The organism is Burkholderia seminalis (assembly GCF_001718535.1).
Classification (GTDB): Bacteria; Pseudomonadota; Gammaproteobacteria; order Burkholderiales; family Burkholderiaceae; genus Burkholderia; species Burkholderia seminalis.
Map to the genome: position 1 here is coordinate 1287817 of NZ_CP013400.1, position 25396 is coordinate 1313212.

Annotated in this window: 19 protein-coding genes; 11 read left to right on the forward strand and 8 right to left on the reverse strand. The window is 67.4% G+C overall.

Annotated elements, in window-relative coordinates; translation table 11 throughout:
- Window positions 1–67 precede the first annotated feature (67 nt).
- The 5 genes from WJ12_RS26490 to WJ12_RS26510 all read left to right on the forward strand — a co-directional run bounded on the left by WJ12_RS26490 (window position 68) and on the right by WJ12_RS26510 (window position 7457).
- A complete protein-coding gene (locus WJ12_RS26490; protein ID WP_059556445.1) occupies window positions 68–1276 on the forward strand; it encodes a polysaccharide biosynthesis/export family protein in 1209 nt (402 codons plus the stop codon).
- 55 nt (window positions 1277–1331) lie between these two features.
- Window positions 1332–3599 (forward strand): polysaccharide biosynthesis tyrosine autokinase, encoded by a 2268-nt coding sequence (locus tag WJ12_RS26495; protein WP_059556446.1) that lies wholly within the window; start codon window positions 1332–1334, stop codon window positions 3597–3599.
- Between the two features lie 61 nt (window positions 3600–3660).
- Entirely contained in the window at window positions 3661–5013 is a 1353-nt protein-coding gene (locus WJ12_RS26500; RefSeq protein WP_059556447.1) for a hypothetical protein, read from the forward strand.
- Window positions 5014–5121: 108 nt separating this feature from the next.
- Window positions 5122–6180: an acyltransferase family protein gene (locus tag WJ12_RS26505; protein WP_059556448.1), complete on the forward strand. Its 1059-nt coding sequence runs from the start codon at window positions 5122–5124 to the stop codon at window positions 6178–6180.
- A 74-nt stretch (window positions 6181–6254) separates the two neighbouring features.
- Complete coding sequence (locus WJ12_RS26510; RefSeq protein WP_059556700.1) at window positions 6255–7457, forward strand: right-handed parallel beta-helix repeat-containing protein; 1203 nt, start codon at window positions 6255–6257, stop codon at window positions 7455–7457.
- Window positions 7458–7493: 36 nt separating this feature from the next.
- Here the strand turns inward: WJ12_RS26510 and WJ12_RS26515 are convergent, their stop codons facing one another.
- Window positions 7494–9056, reverse strand: coding sequence for a mannose-1-phosphate guanylyltransferase/mannose-6-phosphate isomerase (locus WJ12_RS26515; RefSeq protein ID WP_034191560.1), 1563 nt, complete (start codon window positions 9054–9056; stop codon window positions 7494–7496).
- Window positions 9053–9715, reverse strand: a complete 663-nt coding sequence (locus tag WJ12_RS26520) for a GNAT family N-acetyltransferase (protein WP_082744608.1) — start codon at window positions 9713–9715, stop codon at window positions 9053–9055. The genes WJ12_RS26515 and WJ12_RS26520 overlap by 4 nt, the downstream gene beginning before the upstream one ends.
- Window positions 9716–9954: 239 nt before the next feature.
- Here WJ12_RS26520 and WJ12_RS26525 point away from each other — a divergent pair, with 239 nt between their 5' ends.
- A complete protein-coding gene (locus tag WJ12_RS26525; protein ID WP_082744626.1) occupies window positions 9955–11172 on the forward strand; it encodes a glycosyltransferase family 4 protein in 1218 nt (405 codons plus the stop codon).
- A 699-nt stretch (window positions 11173–11871) separates the two neighbouring features.
- Window positions 11872–13263, forward strand: a complete 1392-nt coding sequence (locus WJ12_RS26530; RefSeq protein ID WP_034191559.1) for a sigma-54 dependent transcriptional regulator — start codon at window positions 11872–11874, stop codon at window positions 13261–13263.
- A 60-nt stretch (window positions 13264–13323) separates the two neighbouring features.
- Here the strand turns inward: WJ12_RS26530 and WJ12_RS26535 are convergent, their stop codons facing one another.
- From WJ12_RS26535 to WJ12_RS26560, 6 genes are all read right to left on the reverse strand, one after another.
- A complete protein-coding gene (locus WJ12_RS26535) occupies window positions 13324–15774 on the reverse strand; it encodes a glycoside hydrolase family 2 protein (protein ID WP_226103913.1) in 2451 nt (816 codons plus the stop codon).
- Window positions 15775–15803: 29 nt separating this feature from the next.
- Entirely contained in the window at window positions 15804–16859 is a 1056-nt protein-coding gene (locus WJ12_RS26540; RefSeq protein ID WP_034191689.1) for a DUF1839 family protein, read from the reverse strand.
- On the reverse strand, window positions 16856–17830 hold the full coding sequence (locus WJ12_RS26545) for an amino acid--[acyl-carrier-protein] ligase (protein ID WP_034191557.1): 975 nt from the start codon (window positions 17828–17830) through the stop codon (window positions 16856–16858). The genes WJ12_RS26540 and WJ12_RS26545 overlap by 4 nt, the downstream gene beginning before the upstream one ends.
- Window positions 17827–19023 (reverse strand): acyl-CoA dehydrogenase family protein, encoded by a 1197-nt coding sequence (locus WJ12_RS26550; RefSeq protein ID WP_034191556.1) that lies wholly within the window; start codon window positions 19021–19023, stop codon window positions 17827–17829. The genes WJ12_RS26545 and WJ12_RS26550 overlap by 4 nt, the downstream gene beginning before the upstream one ends.
- Window positions 19020–19271, reverse strand: a complete 252-nt coding sequence (locus tag WJ12_RS26555; protein WP_006490451.1) for an acyl carrier protein — start codon at window positions 19269–19271, stop codon at window positions 19020–19022. The genes WJ12_RS26550 and WJ12_RS26555 overlap by 4 nt, the downstream gene beginning before the upstream one ends.
- Window positions 19272–19438: 167 nt before the next feature.
- Window positions 19439–20221, reverse strand: a complete 783-nt coding sequence (locus WJ12_RS26560; protein ID WP_034191555.1) for a Crp/Fnr family transcriptional regulator — start codon at window positions 20219–20221, stop codon at window positions 19439–19441.
- 919 nt (window positions 20222–21140) lie between these two features.
- On the opposite strand from WJ12_RS26560, the gene WJ12_RS26565 reads away from it, so the two are divergent.
- The 4 genes from WJ12_RS26565 (at window position 21141) to WJ12_RS26580 (ending at window position 25361) form a co-directional block, all read left to right on the forward strand.
- Window positions 21141–21923, forward strand: coding sequence for a Crp/Fnr family transcriptional regulator (locus WJ12_RS26565; RefSeq protein WP_034191554.1), 783 nt, complete (start codon window positions 21141–21143; stop codon window positions 21921–21923).
- 2 nt (window positions 21924–21925) lie between these two features.
- Window positions 21926–23341, forward strand: coding sequence for an undecaprenyl-phosphate glucose phosphotransferase (locus tag WJ12_RS26570; protein WP_226103912.1), 1416 nt, complete (start codon window positions 21926–21928; stop codon window positions 23339–23341).
- Between the two features lie 153 nt (window positions 23342–23494).
- Window positions 23495–24667, forward strand: a complete 1173-nt coding sequence (locus WJ12_RS26575; protein ID WP_059556451.1) for a glycosyltransferase family 4 protein — start codon at window positions 23495–23497, stop codon at window positions 24665–24667.
- Window positions 24668–24968: 301 nt separating this feature from the next.
- Window positions 24969–25361, forward strand: coding sequence for a TraR/DksA family transcriptional regulator (locus tag WJ12_RS26580; protein WP_034191552.1), 393 nt, complete (start codon window positions 24969–24971; stop codon window positions 25359–25361).
- Window positions 25362–25396 lie beyond the last annotated feature (35 nt).

The window sequence follows — 25396 nt, forward strand, 5'->3', positions numbered from 1 at the left end:
CGCAGGCAAGCGTAATGCCGGAACCTGTCGCATTCGGCGGGTTACCGCACAGTTTCGGAAGGACACCATGTCAACGACGACGCAAAGGCAATCGACATACGCGATGCGGCAGTCACGCACGCGCTGGCTGTCGCACGTGGCGCTGGCGGCGACCGTGTGCACGCTGAGCGCGTGTGCGCTTTCACCGGGCATGACGTATCACCCGCCGGCCGAACGCGACGCGAACGCGCGCGTGAGCGCCGACGCATCGGGCGCGGGCGGCCTCGACGGCGTGCAGAACGTGTCGAGCGAAGACCTGATCGAGATCACACCGGCATTCGTCGAGCAGCAGCATGCGGCACAGCATGCGAACGTCGACGCCGAAATCCGCCAGTTGTTCGGTACGCCGAAGCCCTACGTGATTGGCCCCGGCGACGTGCTGAACATCGTCGTGTGGGATCACCCCGAACTGAACCTGCCGACGACCCAGACGACGGGCGGCGGCGATGGCGTGGGCGCGAGTTCGGTCGCGACCGGCTACACGGTGGACGCAAGCGGCAGCGTGCAATTCGCGTATGCCGGCCTCGTGCACGTGGCGGGGCTGACCGAGGCGCAAGCGCGCGCGGTGCTGACCAAGCGGCTCGGGGAGTACGTGCGCAATCCGCAGATCGCGGTGCGCGTCCAGGCGTATCGCAGCAAGCGCGTCTATCTCGACGGCGAAGTACGCACTCCGGGGCTGCAGATCGTCAACGACATGCCGATGACGCTGCCCGAGGCGATCGACCGCGCAGGCGGATTTACCGCGACGGCCGACCGCTCGCAGGTATCAGTGACGCGCGGCGACAAGACCGTGATGGTGAGCCTTCCGGCGATGCTGGCCGCAGGCATCAACCCGACGAACATCCTGCTGCGGGACGGTGATCTCGTGCGCGTGCGCGCGGCGAGCGACAGCAAGGTGTTCGTGCTAGGCGAAGTGTCGCGTCCGGCGACGCTGACGCTGACCGACGGCCGGATGAGCCTTGGCGAAGCGCTCGGCGACACGGGCGGCGTCAGCCAGTACACCGCGGATGCGCGGCAGGTGTTCGTGGTGCGGCGCGGGCCCGGCAACCGGCCGCAGGTCTATCACCTCGACGGACGCTCGCCGGCGTCGTTCGCGCTGGCCGACCGGTTCCCGCTCGAGCGCCGCGATGTGGTGTTCGTCGACGCGTCGTCGCTGGTGCGCTGGAGCCGCGTCGTCAACTTGCTGATTCCGTCGTCCGCGCAGGGTGCGCTGACGGCCAAGGCCATTTCGCCGTGAACCTCGTGACGGATCGCATTATCGCGATGCGTCGCGTCTACGGGACCGATCCTGTATGAACGCTCAGACTCTCCCCGACCCGCACGACGGACCCACGTTGCGGCCGTCCTATCCGTACCGCCGCTACTGGGCCATGCTCCATGGTGGGCGGCGGCTGATTCTGTGCACGGCGCTCGCCGGTGCGCTGGCCGGGACCCTCTATGCGCTCTGCGCGCGCCCGGTCTACCGGACCGACATCCTGTTTCAGGTCGAGCAGAGCCCGACCGAGTCGAAAACGAACTCGCCGCCCGGCGATCCGTCTTCGGTGTTCGACCTGAAAACCGATGCATCGACCGAGATCGAGGTGCTGAAATCGCGAGCGGTGATGGCGCGTGCGGTCGACGATACCAATCTGGCCATCGATGCGCGGCCGCATTACCTGCCGGTCATCGGCTGGCGGCTGGTGAACGCGGCCGACGGGCTGTCGTCGCCGCTGCCCGGCGGTTACGTGTATGGCACGGAGCGCATCGACGTCCCGACCTTCGACGTGCCGAAGCGTTTCGTCGGTAAGCGTTTCGCACTCGTCGTCGGCAACGGCGGCACCTATACGCTGCAGCGCACGGGGTGGCTCGGCAGGAGCGGGCCCGTCTGGCAGGGCAGGATCGGCCAACCACTGCACGTCGAGACACCGCAGGGGCCGCTCGACGTGTTCGTGCGCGAAGTCGCGGGCGAGCCGGGCGCACGCTTCGACTTGACGCGCTACGGCGACGAAGAGGCGACCGCGTGGCTGCAGAAGAACGCACTGATCTCGGAGCGCGGCAAGCAGTCGAACATGATCGGCGTGACGCTCGACGGCCCCGATCCCGTGCACGACAGCCGCGTGCTCAATGCGGTCGGCGACGCGTATCTGGCGCAGAACACGCAGCGCAAGTCCGAAGCGGCCGACAAGCTGATCCGCTTCATGGATGCACAGCTGCCGCAACTGAAGGCGCAACTCGAAAAGGCCGAAAGCCGCTTCAACGCGTTTCGCGCATCGCACGGCACAGTCAATACGAGCGATGAAGGGCTCGCGTTGCGTCAGCAGTCGGTCGACATCGAGACGCGCGTGCAGACGCTGCAGCAGCGCCGCGAGGAATTGCTGACGCGGTTCATGCCCAAGCATCCGGCCGTCGTGGCCGTCGATGCGCAGCTCGCCGATGCGCAACACTCGCTCGACACGGTGCGCAAGCAGATCCAGCAACTGCCGACCGTCGAGCAGGGCGTGCTGCAACTGCAGCGTGACGTGGCCGTCGATACCGCGCTCTATACGAACCTGCTCAACACGCGTCAGCAGATGATCCTCGCGCGGGCTAGCAAGACCGGAACGGTGCGCATCGTCGATGCGGCAAGGATCGCCGAGACGCCCACCGGGCCGCATCGCGGGATGGCCGTGATCGCGTCGTTGCTTCTCGGCCTGCTGGCGGGCGCCGCGATCGTGATCGTGCGACAGCGCGTTGCCGGCACGATCGGTGATGCCGAGGAAATCGAATGGTCGACGGGCCTGACGGTGTTCGCGGCGGTGCCACACAGCCCGCCGTCTGGACAGAACCCGCCGCCGTCGAAGGCCGCGCGGCGGCGCAACGGGCGCCAGCCGTCACTGCCGACGGCACCGGAGGGCGCGGCGCTCGAAAGCCTGCGCAATTTCCGCACGGCGCTGCAACTGGCGATGCCCGACGCACCGAATCGCATCGTGCTGATCTCAGGGCCGACGACGGGCGTCGGCAAGTCGTTCGTCGCGGCGAATCTCGCGTCGCTGGTGGGCGCCGCGAAACGGCGCGTGCTGTTGATCGACGCGGATCTGCGGAAGGGTTCACTGCACGAGCAGTTCCGCTTCAGTCGTGCGCCGGGCCTGTCGGATGTCGTGGGCGGCACGCACGGGTTCGACCAGGCGCTCAAGCGCGACGCGATGCCCGGTCTCGATTTCATGCCGATGGGCAACGTCGTGCCCGACCCGGGTGAATTGCTGCTCCAACCCGCGTTCACCGAACTGATCGAGCGCGCCGCGTCACATTACGACATGGTCGTGATCGACGGTCCGCCGCTGCTGCCGGTGGCCGACGCGCTGGTACTTGGGCGCCTGGCCGGAACCGTGTTTCTCGTCGCGCGCAGCGGTGTGACGACGCTGACGGAACTCGACGAAAGCGCGCGACGGCTCGAGCACGCGCAAATCGCCGTACGCGGCGTGATCCTGAACGACTTCAAGGGCTCGCCGGGGCGGTACGACTACGGTTACACGCATGAGAACACTCATCAGGCCGCATCCGGCTACGCGGGCGTAATGGGCGCGCGCGGCCCGGCCCGCTGAGCGGCGGATGCGTGGCGTCGCCCGGCGAGGCGCATGTGCGTGAAGCAATGGAACGGACATCATGAACAAACGAGTGGCGGCCGGCTCGCGAGCGCGACTGCCGCGGCCGGCGAGGCGCGGCGGAGCGGCGCACACCGGCCGCGCGGCCGGTTACGCAGGTTACTGGTGGGAGGATCCGGCACGGCTCGTGCTGCTCTTCATCCTGCCGTTGTACGGGCTGCTTTCGATGAGCCTGCTCGGCGATCAGAAGTCGATCGCGCGCATCTATTTCGACGGGTATTCCGCGTTTGCGGGCGGCCTGTTCCTGCTGGTGCTGACAGCGGCCGCGTGGTTCGCGACGACCGATGCGCAGGTCCGGAAGGGGCCAGGCGACAGAGCGGCCGAGCTGTCGCCGCACGTGCTCGATTTCGTGTTCGCGCTCGCGCTGTTCGGCTATCTCGTGATGATGAGCGGCGTGCTTGCACATCCGGCCGTGCTGCTGTCGTTCCTCACCGGCACGGCGAACACGTTCGAGCTGATCGAACTGAAAGGGCGCGTCACGGGCCTGAGTTCGTTCACGCAGGCTACGGCACCGTTCGTCGCGCTCTATTTCTACGTATTCAGGACGCCGGTCAAGGGCTTCAACCGCTACAAGGCGTACCTGGCCGTGCTGGTCGTACTGACGCTGTTGCGCAGTTTCATCTTCGCGGAGCGGCTCGCGATCATCGAGGTTGCGCTGCCGTTCGCGCTGATGGTCGTGCGGTTCCGGCTCGGCCGCAAGCGGCTGCGACTGCTGGCGCTTGGGCCGTACGCGGCGATCCCGCTGCTGCTCGGCCTGTTCATCGTGAACGAATACAACCGGTCGTGGGAAACCTACTACATCAACATCTACGACAACATCCTCGATTTCGCACTCGAACGCCTGGGCCTGTACTACTCGACGTCGCTGAACAACGGTGCCGGGATCCTCAACGTGCTCGGCTGGGGCAGCGGGCATCCGATGTTCACGTTCGACTGGCTGTTGCACTTTCCGCTGATCGGCGCGACGCTCCAGCCGTGGCTCGACTCGGGCGACAGTGTCGACCTGTTCCTGAACAGCTATGCCGATCCCGAGTTCAACAATCCATCCGGCATCTTCGTCCACTTCTACGAGTGGGGCTGGTTCGGGCTGTTGAACGCGGCGTTCGCCGGCTGGGTGTTCGGGCGCGGCTACGCGGGGTGGCGTCGCGGGAGCGGATTCTGGTGCTGCGCGCACGCGGTGCTGTACGTGTCTCTGATGGAAATACTGCGGATTCCAAACCTGTTCAGTGGCCGGGACTTCGTGCCGATCGTGCTGCTGGTCGTCGTGTTCCGATACTTCGTAAAGCGGCCGGAACGGACATCGTCCGTGGCCGTACGCGGCGCAGTGATCCGGCACACGCCCGACATCGGCTAACTGTCGTCCAGCCCACAGTATTCCGCGGCGAGCGTGCATAGAGTGGAGCTTCTCACGACCATTCGCCACGCGCGCGGGCCCGGACGGGGCCACGGCATCGACCTTTACATGAATACGACTGCACGCGAAACCAGCCTGGATGTCGCCCGCGGCGCCGGCATCATTCTTGTCGTATACGGGCACGTCCTGCGCGGCGCCGTTTCGTCGGGGCTCGTGCCGGCCGGCGTGCCCGATACCGTGTTTGCGTGGATCGACTACGTGATCTACACGTTTCACATGCCACTGTTCTTCTTCCTGTCCGGGCTGCACGTCTGCCACTCGTTGCGTGGCGCGCCGAAACGGTTCATCGGATCGAAAGTGCGCACGATCGTCTATCCGTACCTGTTGTGGTCGGTCCTGCAAGGCGGCGTGCAGATTGCGATGGCGTCGCGTGGCACCAATCATCCGTTCACGTTCGGAGACCTGCTCTCGATCGGATGGCGGCCGTTCGCGCAGTTCTGGTTCCTGTACGCGCTGATGCTATGCATGATCGCCGCGTGGCTGTTTGCACGATGGGTGCCGGTGTTCCCCCAGGTGCCGATGGCGCCGCGCATCCGTGGTGCGCTCCTGGCAAGCGCGGTGCTCGGGCTCGCGATCGGAACGGTGACGCAATGGGGCATCGTGTCGACCGCGCTGATGAACTGGCCGTTCTTCGTGGCCGGCGTCGTCGCGTCGCGTGCGTTGCCGGGCTGGCTCGAACGCAACAGCCATCCTGCGATGTGCGGGCTGACGGCGGTCGCCTTTGTCGCGGCAGTCGCCTTCGCGCACGGCGTCGGAAGCGCGACGAGCATTTGGGCCGTTCCCGCCGCGTTCGCCGGCATCACGCTGATGCTGCAGCTTGCATACCGCCATGCAGCGTCGTCCGCGCGTGCCGGCTGGCTCGCGGCGATCGGCTACGCGTCGATGCCGATCTACCTGATGCATATCCTGGTGATGGCCGGCGTGCGCATCGTGCTGATGCGCGTCGGCGTCGGCAGTCTCGCGACGCACCTCGTGCTCGGTACGCTCGCCGGCGTGGCGGTGCCGATGATGGCTTATCTGATTGCGCTGCGCACTGGCACCGCGCGTATCGCCGGCTTTCCGGCGTGGCCTGGGCGCGGCGCGGCGGCGCGTCCGCAACCGGCATGACACGCGTGGGCTTGACTCACAAGACCGGGCGCCGATGCCGTTCCCGTCTTTGCTGTGTGATGCTTGGTATGTGGATGATCACCGGTCCCACCGTCACGGTCCACGCTGGGACGGCATTTCAAACCGAACAGACGTCGATCGGCTCGGCCGTGCCGGATGCCCGTGTCGCCCCGGCGCCCGACGGCGCCGATCAGGCCGACGCACTGCAACGCGCGCTGGATGCGCTGCAGCCGGGCCAGCGACTCGTGTTCGCGCCGGGGCGCTACATCGTTGACCGCTCGCTCGTCGTTCGGCAGGCGCAGGTCGTGCTGTCGGGCTACGGCGCGACGCTGATCGCGACCGTGCCGGACGACCAGACGATCGAGATGCGCGGCACCGGCACGACGATCGCCGGATTCAGGCTGGTGGGAACGGGTACGACGCGGATGGGCACGCCCGGGTCGACCAAGATCGAAGTGACGGGGCACGACGTGCAGGTGCTCGACAACGCGATCGACGGTGGTGGTGGCGGCATCTTCGTATTCGGCGGAACGGACGTCGCGATCGTCGGCAACGAGGTGCTGTCGACGCTGGCCGACGGCATCCACATCACGCATGGCGCGCGCAACGTGCTGGTCAAGGGCAACCTCGTGCGCGGCACCGGCGACGACATGATCGCCGTGGTGAGCTACCAGGGCGACGGCGTGCTCAGCCGCAACGTGCTGATCACCGGCAACTCGCTCGAAGGCAACGCGTGGGGGCGCGGCATCACGGTGGTCGGCGGTGCCGACGTGACGATCGAGAACAACGTCGTGCGCAACGTGCAGGTGAGCGCGGGCATTCTCGTCGCGCAGGAGGACAGCTTCCGGACTTACGGCGCGTCCGGCGTGCTGGTCGAGAACAACGAGATTTCGGATATCCAGACCGCGGCCGTGCGTACCGATCCGCGCCCGCTCACGCAGCAGGCCGCGATCGACGTCAGCACGTGGTCGGGCTCGGTGACGCGCGTGGCCGTGATCGGCAACCGCGTGTCGCGCGCACGGTTCGCCGGCATTCGCGTGTGGGGAAACGTATCGCAGTACCGGATCGCGGACAACCGCTTCTCCGCGATCGGCGGCATGCCCGTGCAGGTAGGCGGGGGCGGAGGCTGCCCCTCGGGTGGCGCGCAGGCCGGGTCGTGCGGGGCGCAGGTTGTGCAGCAAGCATTGGCCGACAAGGTCGGGGCGGACCCCTCGGCGTTGCCGCGCGTGCGTGAAGCGCTCAGGCAGGCGCGCCCGTCGCGGCGCGGCATCGATTGACGACCCGATGCACGCGCCGGCAGGCGCGGCCCGCGATTAGCGGACGACGTCTCCCTCCACCACTTGCACGTTCGACACCGCGTGCCGTTCCGGCAGCGTGTCGACGACGGGGCGCCCGTACTGGTCGTCGAAGCGCACGATGTCGTCCTCGCCGAGATAGTTGCCCGACTGCACCTCGATGATTTCCAGCGGAATCCGGCCGGGATTCTCGAGACGATGGACTTCGCCGACGGCGATGTACGTCGACTCGTTCTCGCTGAGCAGAAAGGTCTCGTTGCCGCGCGTCACCTTCGCGGTGCCGCGCACGACGATCCAGTGCTCGGCGCGGTGATAGTGCATCTGCAACGACAGCCGCTTGCCCGGTTCGACGACGATCCGCTTCACCTGGAACCGCTCGCCGAGATCGATCGAATCGTAGTGCCCCCACGGACGCTGCACCTTGCGGTGCTCGCTCGCCTGCGGGCGCCGGTCGCTCTTCAGGCGCGCGACGATGTTCTTCACGCGCTGCACGTCGTGCTTGTTCGCGACGAGCACCGCGTCGGGCGTTTCGATCACGACGACATCCTTCATCCCGACGCACGCGACGAGACGACCCTCGGAGCGCACGAGGCTGTCCTGCGTGTCCTCGAACACGATCGGGCCGCGCGCGACGTTGCCGTGATCGTCCTTCGGCATGATTTCCCAGATCGCATCCCACGTGCCGACGTCCGACCAGCCGGCCGAAAGCGGCACCACGATGCCCTCGATGCCGAGTTCGCTGTGGTCGGCGAGACGCTCCATGACCGCGTAGTCGATCGAGTCGGACGGGCAGGCGTCGAAGGCCGCCGCGTCGATCCGGAAGAACGGATCCTCGGCGACGCCCGCTCGCCATGCCGACTCGCAGGCCGTGTGGATCTCGGGCGCCAGCGCGCGAATCGCGTTGAGCCAGACCGAGGCGCGCGTGACGAAAATCCCGCTGTTCCACCAGTAGTCGCCCGATTGCAGGTAGCGCTCGGCGAGCACCGCGTCGGGTTTCTCGACGAAGCGTCCGATCGAATAGCCGCCTTGACCGCCATGGCGGCTCGTCCGCGGCTCGCCCACCCGGATATAGCCGTAGCCCGTTTCCGCGCGGCGCGGCAGCACGCCGAGCGTGACGATCGCGCCTTCCTGCGCGTAACGCGCCGCGCGTGCGATCGCGTCCTGGAACGCGCCGACATCGGCGATCACGTGATCGGCCGGCATCACGGCGAGCACGGGATCGTCCGCGAGCGCGCTGGCGTCGAGCGCGGCGAGCGTGAGCGCCGGTGCCGTATTGCGCGCGGCCGGTTCGAGCAAGATGCGCGCGGGCGCCGCACGGTCGACCACTTGAGCGGCGCTCATGATGCGATGCTGTTCGCCGCATACCAGCAACAGCGTGTCGCCCAGCGCCGCGTTCGCGATGCCGTTCAGGCGGCGTGCGGTCGCCGACAGCGGCGATTCGTTCGACGTCAGTTCGATCAGCTGCTTCGGATACTGTTCGCGCGACAGCGGCCAAAGGCGCGTGCCGGAACCGCCGGCGAGGATGACCGGCAGGATGCGTGGCAGGTCAGGCTCGGGAACCGGGCGTAGGGTGCGGGTCATCGGTTGGCTCCGGTATCGGCGGGCAGCCGGTTGTGTACGCGGCCGTCGGCGCGCGCGTCTTCGGTTCGGGGCCGGGCGGTCGAAACGGCCCGGGACAGCAGCTGGCGCAACGCGCCGGCGGCGCGGTCGGCCGGCCGGATCATGCCGACGAACGGCGCGCCCTGTTCGAGATACGGTCCGTATGCCTTGCGGAATCCGAAACGTTTGTAGAACGCCTGGCGCGGCTCGGGGACGTGCATGCGCAGCGCGGCGTCCGGCCACGCGGCCAGCGCGGCGGTCAGGGCACGTTCGAGCAGATGCTCGAGCGTATCGCCGTCGCGGCACGCTTCGCTCGTCAGTACCTTGTCGATCACGACGTCCGGATCGATGTCGTCGCCGGGCAGGATCCGTGCGTAGGCCGCGACTTCCGCCGTGTCGCCGTTGCACACGGTCGCATAGACGTGCAATGCGCCCGCGTCCTTGCCGTCGATGTCGAGATGGGTATGCGCATCCTCGACGACCAGCACGGCGTTGCGTGCGCGCAGGATTGCATAGAGATCGACGGCGCTCAGATGTTCGAATTCACAACAATGCCATTCCATGATGCGGTCCTCGTGTGAAACCTTCAGCACGCCGTGCCGCACGGACGCGTTCGTTCCGTGCGGTGTGGCGATGATCATGATGCGGATGGCGTGCGCGCCGGTCTGTTCGAAAGCGCACTCACGGTCCGGTTTGTCGTCCCGCTCGCAGTCCGGCAAACCGGACCGTGAACGGCACGACGGTTCCGGCGCGCCGACAGCAGCGCAATGTGCGATAGCACACATCGGTCGTGGCGGGGCTTTCCGATAATTGGCACGACATGGGGCCGTGTTGCGCGGCTGACCCATATCGAACGTCAATGAAGAATCGGGAGCGGTACTTGAAGATTGCGATCGTTCATGACTGGCTGGTCGTGCCTGGTGGCGCCGAACGCGTGCTGGCGCACATGATCGACTGCTTTCCGCAGGCCGACGTCTACAGCCTCGTCGATTTCCTCGAGGATCGTGACTGCCTGCGCGGCCGCGCGGTGCGCACGTCCTTCATCCAGAAGCTGCCGTTCGCGCGCACGCGCTACCGCAGCTACCTGCCGTTGTTTCCGCTGGCGATCGAGCAGTTCGACCTGTCGGCCTACGACGTCGTGCTGTCGAGCTCGTATGCGGTCGCGAAGGGCGTGCTGACCGGCCCGGACCAGTTTCACGCCAGCTACGTGCATTCGCCCGTGCGCTACGCATGGGACCTGCAGCACCAGTACCTGAACGAGGCCGGGCTCGCGCGCGGGCCGAAATCGGCGATCGCGCGGGCGCTCCTGCATTACATCCGCAACTGGGATGCGCGCTCGGCGAACGGCGTCGATCGCGTGGCCGCGAATTCGCACTTCATCGCACGCCGCATTCGCAAGACCTACCGGCGCGACGCGACGGTGATCTATCCGCCGGTCGACGTCGACCACCTGTCGCTGCGCCCGGACAAGGACGCGTTCTACCTGACCGCGTCTCGGCTCGTGCCGTACAAGCGGATCGACCTGATCGTCGAGGCGTTCTCGCGTACGCCCGAACGCCGCCTCGTCGTGATCGGCGACGGGCCGGAGATGGCGAAAATCCGCGCGCTGGCCGGGCCGAACGTCACGCTGCTCGGCTACCAGCCGTTCGACGTGCTGCACGACCACCTGCAGCGCGCGCGCGCATTCGTGTTCGCGGCGGAAGAGGATTTCGGCATTTCGCCGGTCGAGGCACAGGCCTGCGGCACGCCGGTGATCGCGTACGGGAAGGGCGGCGTGCGCGAATCGGTGCGCGCATGGCCGGGCACCGGCGCAACGGGGCTGTTCTACCGCGCACAGACGGTCGACGCGCTGCTCGACGCACTGGTCCGTTTCGAAGCGCTGCCGCGCGGGTCGATCGATCCGCATGCATGTCGCGCGAATGCCGAATTCTTCGGCTCTGCGCGCTTTCGGGACGAGTTTACGCGCTTCGTGATGGACGGCTATGCTGCGTTACAGGAGGAAATGGCCGGCCCCGCCGGTTTCACGCCGGGCGACGACGCATCGGCCGTGGACGGCATGCGCGACCGGCCGGTCCGGCAGGGCGAGACGGCACTGTGAGCCCGGGCGGCGATCGTGCCGGTTGATTACGGTATGTAACGGTCGGGCGACCCGCGCGCGGCACCGAGACGGCCCGGCCGGCCGGCGGCACGCACGATTATGCGGTACATGGAATGCGGTGCCGGTTTTTTTCTCGGATTTCGATGAAAATCACATCCAATCGACGGCGCCAATCTCGCGGAAAAGTAGTATTTGGCACTGATTGACGGGAATGCTCGTAGATAATCAAATCTCAGTGGCCAAAGGGGTGTCGCGCGGGGCGACCCGGCTGCGTAACCGCCTGATTCAGGATTATCTTTTGGTAACAAGACCATCGCGAAACGGGGTGTAAATTCACGAACGGATCACATGCGGCGGTCATTCCGCAAGCGGGTTGGCCGCCGTCCGGTTCAGCATCGGGCGCGACTGTCGTGTACGACGCGACGCACATGCGGACGGATGTTCCGTTTGCCGACGTGTCCCGCCTGACGGCGGGTCGCTTCAAAGCCGGAATGTCGCGGCTCCCGCAGCCGCGCGTTCCGTTCGAGTTCGATGACAACGAGGCCGGGTGACACATCCGGCTCGACCTCCGGGGGTTCTCGCCGTGTGCAGATTCGATCTTCGCCAAGACTGCGGCAACGCAGCGCGAAAAGGCGGCCATGCGCCGCCGGCCGCGGCGCACACGAACGGGTCACGGAGTGAAGAAAGTGATGGGTCGTTATGAATATGCCAATAACGCGCGATAAGAGCGCCGGCGCGGGGAGCGGTAACGGGCAGCGTCCGCTGATCTACTGGACGCAGTCGCCTTCCGTGATGCTGCGAAAGGAATTGTCGCGCCGCGACTGGAAAGTGTCGGTCGTCGCGCATGCGAACGAGTTGCGCGACACGTCCGGCGAAATCACCTGCGGCATCCTCGATCTCAGCGGCGGCCATGCCGATGCGATCGGCAGCATCGCGTCGACCTGCGCGTCGATGCGCGACGTCGTGTGGGTCGCGCTCGTCGACGTCGGCCAGACCGCGTCGCCGAACGTGCGCGCGCTGTTGCGCGACTATTGCTTCGACTACGTCACGTTGCCCGCGTCGCATCAGCGGATCGCCGATACGGTCGGCCATGCGTACGGCATGGAGTGCCTGTTTGCCCGCGACCGCGAACAGCTCGAATCGGAGGAGAAGGGCATCGTCGGCACCTGCAGCGCGATGCTGCGGCTGTTCGATACGGTGCGGCGTTTCGCGCGCACCGACGCACCGGTATTCGTGTTCGGCGAAACGGGCACCGGCAAGGAACTGACGGCCGTCGCGATCCATCGCCATTCGGAACGGCGCAACGGCCCGTTCGTCGCGGTCAACTGCGGCGCGATTCCGCCGCATCTACTGCAGTCCGAGTTGTTCGGCTACGAGCGCGGCGCGTTTACCGGCGCGAACGCGCGCAAGATCGGCTATGTCGAAGCCGCGAACGGCGGCACGCTGCTGCTCGACGAAATCGGCGACCTGCCGCACGAGAGCCAGGCGAGCCTGCTGCGGTTTTTGCAGGAGCGTTCGATTCACCGGCTCGGCGGCAGCGATCCGGTGCCGGTCGACGTCCGGATCGTGTCGGCCACGCACGTCGACCTGCGCGATGCGATGGAGGAGGGCCGTTTTCGTGCCGACCTGTTCCACCGTCTGTGCGTGATGCGTATCGACCAGCCGCCGCTGCGCGCGCGCGGCAAGGACATCGAACTGCTCGCGCATCACATGCTCGAACGTTTCCGCGGCGACGCGCGCCATCGCGTGCGCGGTTTCTCGACCGATGCGATCACCGCGCTGTACAAGCACGACTGGCCGGGCAATGTCCGCGAACTGATCAACCGCGTGCGCCGTGCGGTCGTGATGACGGAAGGGCGGCTGATCACCGCGCGGGATCTCGAGCTCGAATACTGTCTCGATGCGGCGTCGCCGTCGGTGGCCGACATCCGCAAGTCGATCGAGCGCGAGGCGATCGAAACGGCGCTGCTGCGCACGCGCGGCCGCGTCGCGGCCTCCGCGCGCGAACTCGGCGTGTCGCGCGCGACGCTGTATCGCTGGATGGAGGCGTACGGCATCGAGCGGCCGCGCGGGACGGGCTCGTCCGACTGAGCGGTTCGATCGGGCGGGGATGGAACACGCTCGCGGCACACGGCGGCCGCGAGCGCCGCATCAACCGGCGTGCGTCGCGCGCACCGCGCGCGCGGCATTCACTGCACGGATGTCCACCGCAGGCGGCACGTCGTCGCTCGCCGGGTTGTGCCCGGCCGATTGCAGCGGAACGAGCGCGACGCGCGCCGGCGTGCCCGGCGCGAGGTGGAACCAGTCGTCGCGCGGCATGAAGCCCGGTGCGTCGATCTGCACGTGGCGCGCGACGTGCCGCGTGTCGATGTCGACATGCCACGTGCCACCGGTGCGCGATACGCACGCCTCGATTCCGAGTTCGCGGCGCGCCAGTACGGCCGGATGGGTGCGGGACGGGAAATGGAACGCCTGCGACAGCAGGGTGCCGTCGTCGGTGCGCAGCGTCGCGACAACGGTGTCGTGTTCGCAGGGCCCGAAACGGTATGCATAGGTCCAGTCGAAGAAACGGCCGAGCAGGTCGGCCGAGCCGATCCGCATCGCGTCGTGCGCGGCGATCCGCACCGGGCAGCCGGCCCGCGCGACCGGCGTGCGGCCGTCGCGCAGCGCGACCAGCTCGATCGACGCCGACAGCGGCGCCGGGTGCTCGTTGACCACATGCACGTCGAGCCCGTTCAAGCCTTCGTCGACGAGCAGCACCTGGACTGGCTGCAGCACTTGCCGCAGCGCATACCACGCCGATTTCGGCCGGTGCGCGGCGTCGATCACCCCCCATCCTGCTCCGGGCATCACGTCCTGGAACTGCCACACGAGCGCGCCGGCGCAGCGCGAGCCGGTGCGCCGCCACTCCGAGAACGTTTCGCGCATCAGGTCGGCGATCACCGCGCGCGACAGCTCGAAGTAGCGGGCCGGATCCTCGCGCCGCAGCCGGTCGGGCGCGACGTCGTACAGCGTCCGCAGATAGTGGTCGCGGACATCCTCGAAATCCCACGACGTGCCGGGGTCGCGCGGCACGGCCGTCTTCCAGCGCGGCTCGTGCACGCCGGGCCAGCCGAGCTCCGCGAGCGTCGCATCGCACGGCACGTTCGCGAACGCGAGGCATTCGCTCGCGAAGCGCACGTCGGCGCGGCGCGCGTCGTCGAGCGGGCGCAGGTACGCGCCGACGCCGTAGTAGTGCGACACGCGTTCGCGCGGCGTGAACGGCAGCACGCCGCCGTCGGGCGAATCGGGCACGTACGGGACGTCGGGGCGGCGTGCGGCCGCGTGGCCGGCCAGCCGCTCGGCCGTCAGCTCGAGGAAGCGCTGCTTCGGCGCGAGTCCCGACATCGCGGCCTGTTGTGCGATCTCGCTGCCGCCGCACAGCACCGCCAGCGACGGCGAAGCGCCGCGGCGCGCGAGAAACTGATCCGCCTCGCGATCGACGTTGTCCGCGAACGCGGGATCGTCGAGCGCGTAGTCGAAGTTCGCGAACATGAAGTCCTGCCAGACCAGCAGCCCGAGCCGGTCGCACCATGCGTGGAACGCGTCGGCCTCATAGGTCATCGTGCCGCCGACGCGGATCATGTTGAAGCCGGCGTCGCGTGCGAGCCCGAGCAGGCGGCCGTAGGCCGCGTCGTCCGCGTGCAGCGCGAGCGGGGCGGCGCTGCTCCAGCACGCGCCGCGCGCGAACACCGGTACGCCGTTGATGCGCAACCCGAAGCCCTTGCCGTCGGCGCCGCCGTCGACCTCGATCGTGCGGAAGCCGGTCGAGCCGAGCGGCCGCCGTTCGTCGCCGATATGCAGCGTGATCTCGTAGAGTGCCGGTTCGCCGTGCGTATGCGGCCACCAGCGACGCACGCTGGGTACGGCGACGCTGGCGCGCAGGCGGTCGGTGCCGGTGCGTTCCAGCGTCGCATGATGCTCGCCGCACGACAGCCGCGCGGCGATGCTGTCGGGCAGCGGCGCGGCGAACGCCAGTTCCGCGTCGAGCCAGCCCGTGTCGCCTTCGATGCGCGCCTGCAGGCGCGCATCGACCAGGACGGGGCCGTGGGCCGGATCGAGCACCTCGACGGGCCGCCACGGGCCGGCCGGTACCGCCGGCGGAAACCAGCCCGGCATGTGCCCGAACAACGATGCGCGGACCGTGCGCAACGCGGCCGGCTCGGCGAGCCGCGTGCGCCAGCGCGCCCGGCGCGGCGCGCGCGCGTCGCGCAGCCGCGGCGCGAGCGCGCGAAAGCAGAGCGTCAGCCGGTGCGTGCCGTCGAGCGACACGGGTACGTCGTGCGTGACGAACATGCTGTCGGAGCGGAGGATCGGCGTGTCGTCGAGCCAGGCCTGCGCGAGCGTCGCGAGGCCGTGGAAGCGCAGCACGCGCGGCCCGTGCCCGCGCAGCTCGATCCGGTACCAGTGGTCGCGCTCGTCGAGCGAGCGCGCATCGTCGACCCGGCCGGCCAGCGTGAGCGCCTGCGCGACCGTGCCGGGCACGGGCGCCGCGATCCAGCCGGCGTCATCCGCCGGAAGGTCGCACGGTTCCCGCACGGCGCCCGCGGCCGTCGCGAGCATCGACCACGCGGGCAGGGCTCGCGCGCGCGTCACCGCATGACCGGCACGGGCGCCGCGTCGCTGCGCACGGGCGCGACATGTCGCAGCGGCGCGCCGATCTGCCGCGCGCAGGCGACGAGGTCGGCATACGCGGCCTCGATCGCCTCGAGCGTCGAGTCGCCGCGTTCTTCCTTGCCGCGCGCGCAGGCGCGCGCAAGCCGGAATTCCAGCACCATCGCTTCCGACGCGATGCGATCGCACGCGGCGCGGATCTCGGCGAACGGCCCGACGCAGCCGCTGGCCTGCAGCCAGCGTGCGTAGTGGCCGAACAGTTCGAAGTTTGCGCCGAGCTGCCGCACCGAATTGAACGAGTACGCGTGGAAGTGCTCGAGCGGTGCATCGGCGAGAGTCCGTGCGTCGGTCTGCAACTGCCGCCGGAAGGCGGCGATCGGATTGACGACCGGCAGGCGCCGCAGGTGACGCTGCAGCGCCGCGAGCGATGCGTCGCAGAGCGCGCGCTCGTCGAGCGGCGTAAACCGCCGTTTCGCGCATTCGACGTACGGCGGCAGCGTCATCGGCGAACTGCCGCCGACGAGCCCGTTGTAGTCGAAATCCTCGGCCACGTAGTAACCGCTATTGTGGAAATAGCCGATCTGGTGCTTCACGCGGTCGATGGCGTCGATGCCGATCGTCGTCTTCGTATGTTGTGTGCGATAGCTGCTGCCGCGCGTGTCGGGCAGGAACCACGCGTCGACCTCGACGATCATCAGGTGGCCGCGCGCGACCTGGGTCTCGATGTGCTGGTCGAGCGGTTCGTAGATCGAATGTTCCTGCACGACGATCCCGTAGAGCCGCTCCAGTTCGTCGTGCGGAAACTTGAAGAACGTGAACTGGTCGCCCTCGAAATCGAGCGCGATCGTAAACGGCAGCGCCGCGTACGGATTCAGGCCCCACCACCGGAGCACCTCGAGCCACATGTCGACGTAGCAGTTGGTCTGCTTCCAGACCATCTCCTGACTGTGCAGCGGGTGCGGCCGGTAGTGGCGTGCGCGGTGGCGCACGTCCTCGAACGACGCGTCTTCGCCGTCGCGGGAGACGAACCTCATCGCGCGCCCCACAGTACGTCGCGCACCTCGACCGGCCATGCGTCGATGTCGAAGCCGTGGTGGCGGAACAGCGCGAGCGTGAGCCGTTCGAGGCCGAAGCCGACGCAGCCCGTGTGCGCGACGTCGTCCGTTGCGGTGCGGATGTTCCACAGCAGGCCGAAATGGTCCATGTGGTAGTTGAAGCTCAGGCACGCGGTCTGACGGTCGTCGTGCTCGATCGGGATCAGCAGCTCGAACTTCAGGTTCTGCTCGCGCTGGCTGTTCGCGACGATCTTGCCGCCCCGGCCGAAGAACGGATCGTTGGCGAGATCGATCGCGTTCGGCAGGCGCAGCGCCTCGATCATCCGCGTGCCGCGCTCGATCCACGTTTCGCGGAACGCGACGATCTGTTCGGGCGTGCCGATGCGCACGTACTCGCGCATCCGGAACAGCTGCATGCGGGTCGGGTCGAGCGACGGCTCGTGCCGGAAGCAGTACGAGAACACGTCGACGATCCGGCCGTCGGCGGGCAGCGCCCCCGCGCGCGCGACGACCGGATAGACCGGGTAGCACGCGGCCGGCGTCATCACGACGTAGGTCGGCTTCTGGCTTTCGGTCCAGTCGTCGCCGCGATCGAGGCACTGCAGCACGCGCTGGTGCTGGTGTTCGTCGCCGCAGAACGCGTGCACGCTGCCAGCCAGCTGCGGGAAGCTCTTCATGTATTCGCTGCGCTCGAACTCGATGCGGCTCATCGCCGGCGGGAAGCGCAGCACTTCGGCTTGCTGGTCGGCGCCGACGCGCGTGACGAATGCGTCGAGCGCTTCGACGACGCGCTCGAATCGTTCGCTGCGGCCGAACAGGCCCTGGATGCCGGTCGAGACCAGCAGGCCCGCGTCGATCAGTTCGTCGCGCAGCGGGTTGACGCCCGCGCGGTCGAGCGGCGCGTCGGCGGGAGTGGAGGCGGCGGAGGGCACGGCGAGGCGATCGTTCACGTATGTTTCTCCAGCGTCGCAGGACGCAGCGCGAGCAGCAGGCTCGCAGTGTTGGCGGCAATGCGGTCGTTGCTGATCATCAGCGGCGCCGCGAGCAGGTCGCGAATGTGACGGCCGATGCTGAACGGCGTGCCTTGCTTGTAGCCGGCCATCCCGCAGATCATCATCGCCTGGTGCGCGACTTCGAGCGCGGTCGTCGACACGTAGGTCTTCAGCGTGTTGATCTCGGCGGCCCGGGCCATGCTGGCCGACCACGAGCTGGTCGACGCGTTCGCGTGGAGGCGCAGCACGGCGTCGACACGGGCCTGCATCGCCTGCATCAGCGCGAGCGATTCGGCGATGCGCCGCGCCGCGGGCGACGGCGCGCCGTCGGTCTGGCGCGCCTGTGCGCGGAAGAACTGGTGCGCGCGATGGAACGCGTCGCCGGCCACGCCGATCCAGACGGCGGCCCACAGGATGTGCGACACCGGCACCATCGTTTCTTCGGCGATCTTCGCGAACGGGACCGGCAGGCACTGGACGGCGGCGCCTTGCGCATCGAGCACGAAGCCGTTGCTGCAGGTGCCGCGCATCCCGAGCGTGTCCCATTCGCCGCGGCGCGTGAGCGTATAGCCGTCGCGCAGCAGCGTGACGAGCACCTGCTCGGACGCCGGGGCGTCGGCGTCGCGGCGTGCGGTCGCGAGGATGCCGTCCGCATAGTCGCCATACGAGATCGTCGGCGCGGATTTGCGCAGCCGGAACCCGCCGCCGTCGGTTTCGAGCGCGCACTGGCTCGCGCGCAGGTTGCCGCCGACGCCGTCTTCCGACGTCGCCGACGCGAGCAGCCACTGGTGGCGCACGAGCTGCTGCAGGAACAGCTTGTGCCAGCCCTGGTCGGCAGCATGGTCGACGATGCAGGCGACCTGGATCTGGTGCATCGCGAACACCATCGCCGACGACGCGCAGGCCTGGCCGAGGATCGAGCAGGCCGACGCGATATCTTCCAGCGACGCGCCCGCACCGCCGAGATGGGTCGGCACCATCGCGCCGAGCAGCCGGCGCGCGCGCATTGCCTCGATCGCCTCGACGGGGCAGCGCGCGTCGCGATCGACCGCATCCGCGTGCTGCGCGGCGATCTGTGCGACGGCGTGCGCAGCCTCGTCGAGCCGATGCGATTCGCTGTCGGCCGCGAGTTCGGGAAGCGGCGCGCTCATGCGGAATGCTCGGTGCGTTGCAGGGTGGCGATCGTGTCCGCGAGTGCGTCGATGCTGCGGAACAGGTTGCGGTTCAGCATCTCGTCGGGAATCTCGATGTTGAACTGCTTCTCGATCGCGAGCATCAGCTGGATCGTGTCGAGCGAGGAGAGGCCCGCTTCGTAGAGGTCGTCCCCGTCGCCGATCGAATCGATCGCGGCTTCGAGGTGGGCGACGTGCTTGAGGATGGTTCTGATTTCGTTTTTCACGTGCTGCTCCGGCGTGCGTGGTGTCGTCCGCTCGGGCAGACGCGCGATGTGCGCTGACGTCCCCCCGGCAGTCCGGCATCAGTAGACCATTGGCAGGCACGGCGTTCTGTTCGCCACCCTACAATCGGCTGACCCGGCGTGCTCGCGGTGCCGGGCCGGTCCGTCGATCACGCGCGCGATGCGGCCGGCACGCCCGAGTCGGCCGACAGAATGCGCTTCATTTCGTCGCGCACGATCGCGCGGCAGCCACACGACATCCTTTCGAGGCCGTCGAGGTCGGCAAGCTCGATCGAGCTGCGGTATTGCCGGATCAGGCCGAGCTTCTGGATTTCGCCGGCGGCATCCGTGACCGTTTCGCGCCGCACGCCGAGCATCTGCGCGAGCATGCTGTGCGTCACCTGGATCTCGATGCTGCGCGTGCGGTCGTACGCGAGCAGGAACCATCTGCATAGCTGATGTTTCAGCACGTGATGCCGGCTGCAGAACGTGATCTGCGACACCTGCGCCATCAGCAGACGCACGCAGACGAACACGAGATGGCGGATCACCGGCGATGCGTCGAACGCGGCGGCGAATACGCGCCGGTCGAGCCGGTAGACGAAGCCGTCGCGGCAGGCCACCGCACGGCAGGGCATCCGGCCGCTGCCGCCGATCACGTCGTCGCAGACCACGCTCTCGCTGCCGATCTCCGCCACCTCCAGCGTCATGCCGCCGGACGACACGTACTGCAGCGAGATCGCCGTCGTGACCGGCAGGTACACCGCGGTGAGCATTTCACCGGGTTCGCACAGCACTTGCCCCGATTTCAGGTGAACGAGCTGCAGGTGGGGTGCCAGCGTGGCGAGTTCGTCGCGGTCGATGGCCGCGAGAAACCGGTTGGCATCGAAGCTGTGGGAAAGCTCGATCATGCCGTTCGCGTAGGCGACGGCGTCGTTGGCCTGGAGAGTCACGGCACATCCTCGTAGGGTGGCGATCTCGCGTCGTCGTGGCGGTCCCGTGAAAACGGGATTCAGCACGATCGTGCGAATTTGTGTTCATCGAAAATCGAATGACGATGCTGCGAAAAGGCTAGCACGCGATTGAAATCGATCAATTGCACATTACGTCATCTTGCAAAGTTTGACGATTTTGGTCGAGTGCAAACGTCATGCGGATTTAATGGTTCATTTCCGTCGAATTAATCATCCGGAAATGGAATGCCGAGCGGGTCCGTCATTCAATCTTGTTCGGGAATCAATCGGATGACGGTGTGCATCGTACGTGAAAATCATCGGGCGCACGTTGAACATTATTTGACAAATAAACGGGGTCTGCCTGAATGTCCATCAGGATCAATGGCTTGCGTGCGATGTGTGCGACAGGTTACAGAACGGGGAATGCGTACGCCGATTCAAATTTGAGACAGTTTCAAACGAACGTGTGAAGCACGGCGACACCGGGAAGCGTGGTCCTGAACATCACGGAAACAATTGAAAATAGGCTGTAAGTGTTTGAACGACAAGCTTCGCGGCCCCGATCCGTTTGCCCCGGCTCGATGCAGAAGAATTGTTCAGTCAAATCAATTGCGGTGTCCGTCGCCGGAAGAGTGTCCGGAAATGAGACGCTTTTTATGGTGCGAGGCCGAATATTCGGGCGATCCAAATCGAGTGTGATTCATATATTAAGGATGGGCGGCTATTGGCACGTAAATCGCTTATTCGAATTCGCGTGTCGAAACGGGGCGGCCGACTCAATTCGGCGGTAACAAGTCGATGGTCGGTCGGAATCAGGGTTGTGGGCCGCAACCGTTGTCAACGTCCGGACGCGCATTGCGATAACGAGTTCCGTGCACGCGGCTGCAGGCGGTGCGGACAATAAAGGGATACAGACATGCTTCATCTTCACTCGAGCTACACGGCGAACGCCATCCTCGATGCACTCCCGGAGGACAGCATCCGCACTATCGCACCGCATCTCGAACTGGTCCGGATCAAGGCCGGCATGCTCGACCGGGTCGGCGAGCCGATGCGCCATCTGTATTTTCCGACGACGGCGATGATGTCGGTGCAGCACCTGATGGAGGACGGCGCGATGGTCGAGGTGGCGGTGGTCGGCCGTGAAGGCGTGGTCGGCCTCGGGACGCTGGTGGGCGGCATCGCGGCGTCGAACCGGGTCGAGGTGCGCATCGGCGGGATGGCGTATCGCGTGCCGAGTTGCGTGATGCGTGCCGAATTCGAGCGATCGCCGCAGACGTACCGGCTGCTGCTCAACTACTGCCAGGCGACGATGGCGCAGATCTCGCGCAGCGCGCTGTGCAACCGTCATCACTCGGTCAGCGAGCAGTTGAGCCGCTGGCTGCTGCTCGCGCACGACCGCATCGACGGCGACGAGCTGGCCGTCACGCAGCAGACGATCGCGAACATGCTCGGCGTGCGGCGCGAAGGCGTGACGGAGGCCGCCGGCAACCTGCAGGAAGCCGGATTGATCCGGCAGCGCCGCGGCCGCATCACGGTGCTCGACCGCGACGGTCTCGAACACCATGCGTGCGAATGCTACGACCTGATTCGCGCCGACTATCGCCGGTTGCTCGGGGCGCGCGGGAATGCGAGGCCGGCGCCGGTTCGCCCGCGCCTGCCGGAGGTGCATCGCGGATTCCCGGCACATGGTGCATGACGATGCAGTCGACGTCCGGTGGAACGAATGCGATGCGGCGTGCCGCGATCGCGGCGCTCGATGTCGTGCTCGTGCTGGCGGGGGCGCTTGCGGCGCAGGCCGCGTCCGGCCTCGCATGGCGTGAGTTGTCCGATGCGCAGCGCGGTGCGATCGCGCTGCTGTGCGTGCTGACGGTGGCGCTGCTGCCGCGCTACCTGCGCGCCGTGCGTGGCGGCGTGGCGGTGCGGGGCGGCGTGCACGTGCTGACCCAGACGATGGTGGCGGTCGTCTGCGCGAGCGTGCTGACGGTGGCCGCCGCGATGTGGATCATGAATCGAGGCGGCACCGTCACGACACGCTGGCTCGTGCACACGGTGCTGGCCGGCGACGCGGCGTTGCTGCTCGGCCGCGCCGCGCTGCTGGCCGTCGTGCTGACACGCAACGACCCGCGTGCGCGGCAACGCCGTGTCGCCGTGGTCGGCGCAACGGCATACGGGCGCGTGGCGGTCGAGCGGATGCAGCTCGCGCCGAACGGCCCGTTCGTGGCGGCATGCGTCTTCGATGACGACGCACCGGCCGCCGCGGGCGGCATCGGCGGCGTGCCGGTGATCGACGACTGGGCCACGCTGCGCGACATGATCCGCAACGGCGAGATCGACGAAGTGTGGCTCACGTTGCCGATGTCGCACGAATGGCGGATCCAGCGCATCGTGCGCGAGTTGCGCGACGAGTTCGTCGAGCTGCGGCTGCTGCCCGATGTGCGGCAGATGGCGGTCGTCGATCGCTCCGCGACCGACGTGCTCGGCATGCCGGCGATCAATCTCGCGACCACGCCGAGCTCGGCGCCAGAGCTGTGGGCGAAGTTCGCGTTCGACCGGCTGTTCGCATTCGGCGTGCTGATTCCGTTGCTGCCGCTGCTGTCGATCCTGGCGATCGCGGTCAAGCTGTCGTCACCGGGGCCCGTGCTGTTCAGGCAGCGCCGCAAGGGCGTGGACGGCCGCGAGTTCGACATCCTGAAGTTCCGGACGATGCGTGTGCATCGCGCGCAGCCGGGCGTCTTGCGGCAGGCCTCGCGCAACGACGCGCGCATCACGCGCGTCGGCGCATTCCTGCGGCGCACGTCGCTCGACGAGCTGCCGCAGTTCTTCAACGTGCTGTTCGGGCAGATGTCGGTCGTCGGGCCGCGCCCGCACGCGATCGAACACGACGACCTCTATCGGCAACTGATCGACTGCTACATGTACCGCTATCGCGTGCGTCCGGGCATCACCGGATGGGCGCAGGTGAACGGCTATCGCGGCGAGACGCGCAAGGTCGAGGCGATGGCGGCGCGCGTGAAATTCGATCTTTTCTACATGCAGAACTGGAGCTTCTGGTTCGACATGAAGATCATCCTGTTGACGGTCGTGCGCGGCTTCATCGGCCGCAACGCTTTCTGAGGATGGCGAATCGTCCGGAAAGCCGGGCGTTGTGCGGTCGAACGTACCGACCGGATCGGCGGCGGCGGACACACTGACGGCACAGCAGCATTCCGCTCAGCGGGGTGTCCGGCGGCGCCTCATCGTGCCGCAGCCATCGGAACAGTCACGATCATGTCAACGTCGATTCGGGAGCGCAGCGCACCGGTACTGCAGGAAGCGCGCGCGGAACGGGACGTCGGCGCCGCCGCGCAAACCGCGCGGTTGCGGCGCCTCGCAATCAACGGAAAATTCACGGCGCAGCGCATGACCGGCGTTCAGCGCGTGGCCTACGAACTGACGGCCGAACTCGCGCGCCTCGCGAATGCCGGTGACGAACCGTCGCTCGTCGTGCCGGTCGATCACGATCCGGCGGCCATGCCGGCCGGCGCACGGCCGCAGACCGTCGGGCGCCGGCACGGCGCGCTGTGGGAGCAATGGACGCTGCCGCGCACGACGCGCGGCCGAACCCTGTTGAGCCTGTGCAACATCGGCCCGCTGGTGAAGCGCGATCAGCTGCTGATGATTCACGATGCGGCGGTCTTCGATCTGCCGGCCGGTTACTCGCTCGCATTCCGTCTGTGGTACCGCTTCGCGTTCTCGATCCTGAAGCGGCGCGCGCGTCATATCGTGACGGTGTCGCATTTTTCGCGGGCACGGCTGGCCGCCCGGCTCGGGGTACCGCCGGCGCGCCTGTCCGTCGTACCGGGCGCGGTCGATCACATCGACCGGATCGACGCCGATCCGGGCGTGCTGTCGCGCCTGAATCTCGAGACGGACGGCTATGTGCTGTTCGTCGGGTCGCTCGCGCCGGGAAAGAATCTCGTGCGCGCACTGGCCGCGATCGCGTTGATGCGGGCGTCGCACCCGACGTTGCGCTTCGTGATCGCGGGCGGTGCCAATGCGAAGATATTCGGGGTACGGGAGGCAGGCCTGCGCGAGGACGATCCCTACGTCACGTGGGCCGGTTACGTGACCGATGGCGAACTGAAAGCGCTGTACGAGCACGCCGGATGCTTCGTTTTCCCATCGTTGTACGAAGGATTTGGCTTGCCGCCGCTCGAGGCGATGCGGTGCGGTTGCCCCGTCATCGTGTCGCACGAGGGCTCGCTGCCGGAAGTCTGCGGCGGCGCTGCGCTGTTCTGCGATGCCTATTCGCCGCCGGACATCGCCGCCGCAATCGCTCGTGTGATGGACGATCCCGAACTGCGGGCGCGGCTGCGCACGACGGGCCGCGAGCATGCGCGGCGGTACAGCTGGCAGCGCTCGGCGCGCGCGTTGCTCGATATCGTCCGTGCCGATACCTGACGGGCGGTGACGCGGTCCGACGCAACGGCTGGGTCGATCCCGGCGGCGCCTGCGTCGGACGAATCCGGCGACGCCGCGTTTCACATCCGTCCCCGATTTTCGGGCGCGCGGACGGCCTGCTGATTCCGGTCAACACACGCGTGTTCAATGGGTTTATCCTGCGTCGAATGCGTCCGGCGCTTCGTGCTGCCGGGCGCGTATCCGGACGCGCGGCGACGGCGGTCACGCAGTTTCGCCGCGCACCGGCGCGACACCGCGCGCCGTACGCTTTCGCGCGGAACCCGGAACAGGAGAGACGGCCATGGCGCTCGACCCACAACAACGGCAGACGCTGAAACAGCGGCTGAACGAGAGCGAGCAGGCGCTGCGTGCGGAGATCCGCGCGAGCGAGGACCAGCGCGCGTCGGAATCCTACGCGGACCTTGCCGGCGCGGCGCCGGACGAGGGCGACGAGGCAAACGCGGACCTGTTCGTCGACGTCGATCACGCATTGATCGGCATGAGACTGACCGAACTGCGCGCGATCGGCCGCGCCCTGCAGCGGATGCGCGACGGCAGCTACGGCGAATGCATCGATTGCGACGGCGCGGTGGGCTACGAGCGGCTGCTGGCGCGCCCGGCCGCCGAGCGCTGCACGCATTGCCAGTCGATCTACGAGCGGCACTACGCGACGACCCCGCGCGCTTCCCTCTGACGTCGCGGCCGCAACGGCGCTGCACGCGATGCGCA

Excerpts from the sequence above, each read along its gene's own strand:
- WJ12_RS26575 (WP_059556451.1), top strand. The coding sequence starts at position 23,495 with ATGTCAACGTCGATTCGGGAGCGCAGCGCACCGGTACTGCAGGAAGCG.
- WJ12_RS26510 (WP_059556700.1), top strand. The coding sequence starts at position 6,255 with ATGATCACCGGTCCCACCGTCACGGTCCACGCTGGGACGGCATTTCAA.
- WJ12_RS26580 (WP_034191552.1), top strand. The coding sequence starts at position 24,969 with ATGGCGCTCGACCCACAACAACGGCAGACGCTGAAACAGCGGCTGAAC.
- WJ12_RS26515 (WP_034191560.1), bottom strand. The coding sequence starts at position 9,056 with ATGACCCGCACCCTACGCCCGGTTCCCGAGCCTGACCTGCCACGCATC.
- WJ12_RS26565 (WP_034191554.1), top strand. The coding sequence starts at position 21,141 with ATGCTTCATCTTCACTCGAGCTACACGGCGAACGCCATCCTCGATGCA.
- WJ12_RS26540 (WP_034191689.1), bottom strand. The coding sequence starts at position 16,859 with ATGAGGTTCGTCTCCCGCGACGGCGAAGACGCGTCGTTCGAGGACGTG.
- WJ12_RS26535 (WP_226103913.1), bottom strand. The coding sequence starts at position 15,774 with ATGCTCGCGACGGCCGCGGGCGCCGTGCGGGAACCGTGCGACCTTCCG.
- WJ12_RS26570 (WP_226103912.1), top strand. The coding sequence starts at position 21,926 with ATGCAGTCGACGTCCGGTGGAACGAATGCGATGCGGCGTGCCGCGATC.
- WJ12_RS26520 (WP_082744608.1), bottom strand. The coding sequence starts at position 9,715 with ATGATCATCGCCACACCGCACGGAACGAACGCGTCCGTGCGGCACGGC.
- WJ12_RS26500 (WP_059556447.1), top strand. The coding sequence starts at position 3,661 with ATGAACAAACGAGTGGCGGCCGGCTCGCGAGCGCGACTGCCGCGGCCG.
- WJ12_RS26550 (WP_034191556.1), bottom strand. The coding sequence starts at position 19,023 with ATGAGCGCGCCGCTTCCCGAACTCGCGGCCGACAGCGAATCGCATCGG.
- WJ12_RS26490 (WP_059556445.1), top strand. The coding sequence starts at position 68 with ATGTCAACGACGACGCAAAGGCAATCGACATACGCGATGCGGCAGTCA.
- WJ12_RS26495 (WP_059556446.1), top strand. The coding sequence starts at position 1,332 with ATGAACGCTCAGACTCTCCCCGACCCGCACGACGGACCCACGTTGCGG.
- WJ12_RS26530 (WP_034191559.1), top strand. The coding sequence starts at position 11,872 with ATGAATATGCCAATAACGCGCGATAAGAGCGCCGGCGCGGGGAGCGGT.
- WJ12_RS26505 (WP_059556448.1), top strand. The coding sequence starts at position 5,122 with ATGAATACGACTGCACGCGAAACCAGCCTGGATGTCGCCCGCGGCGCC.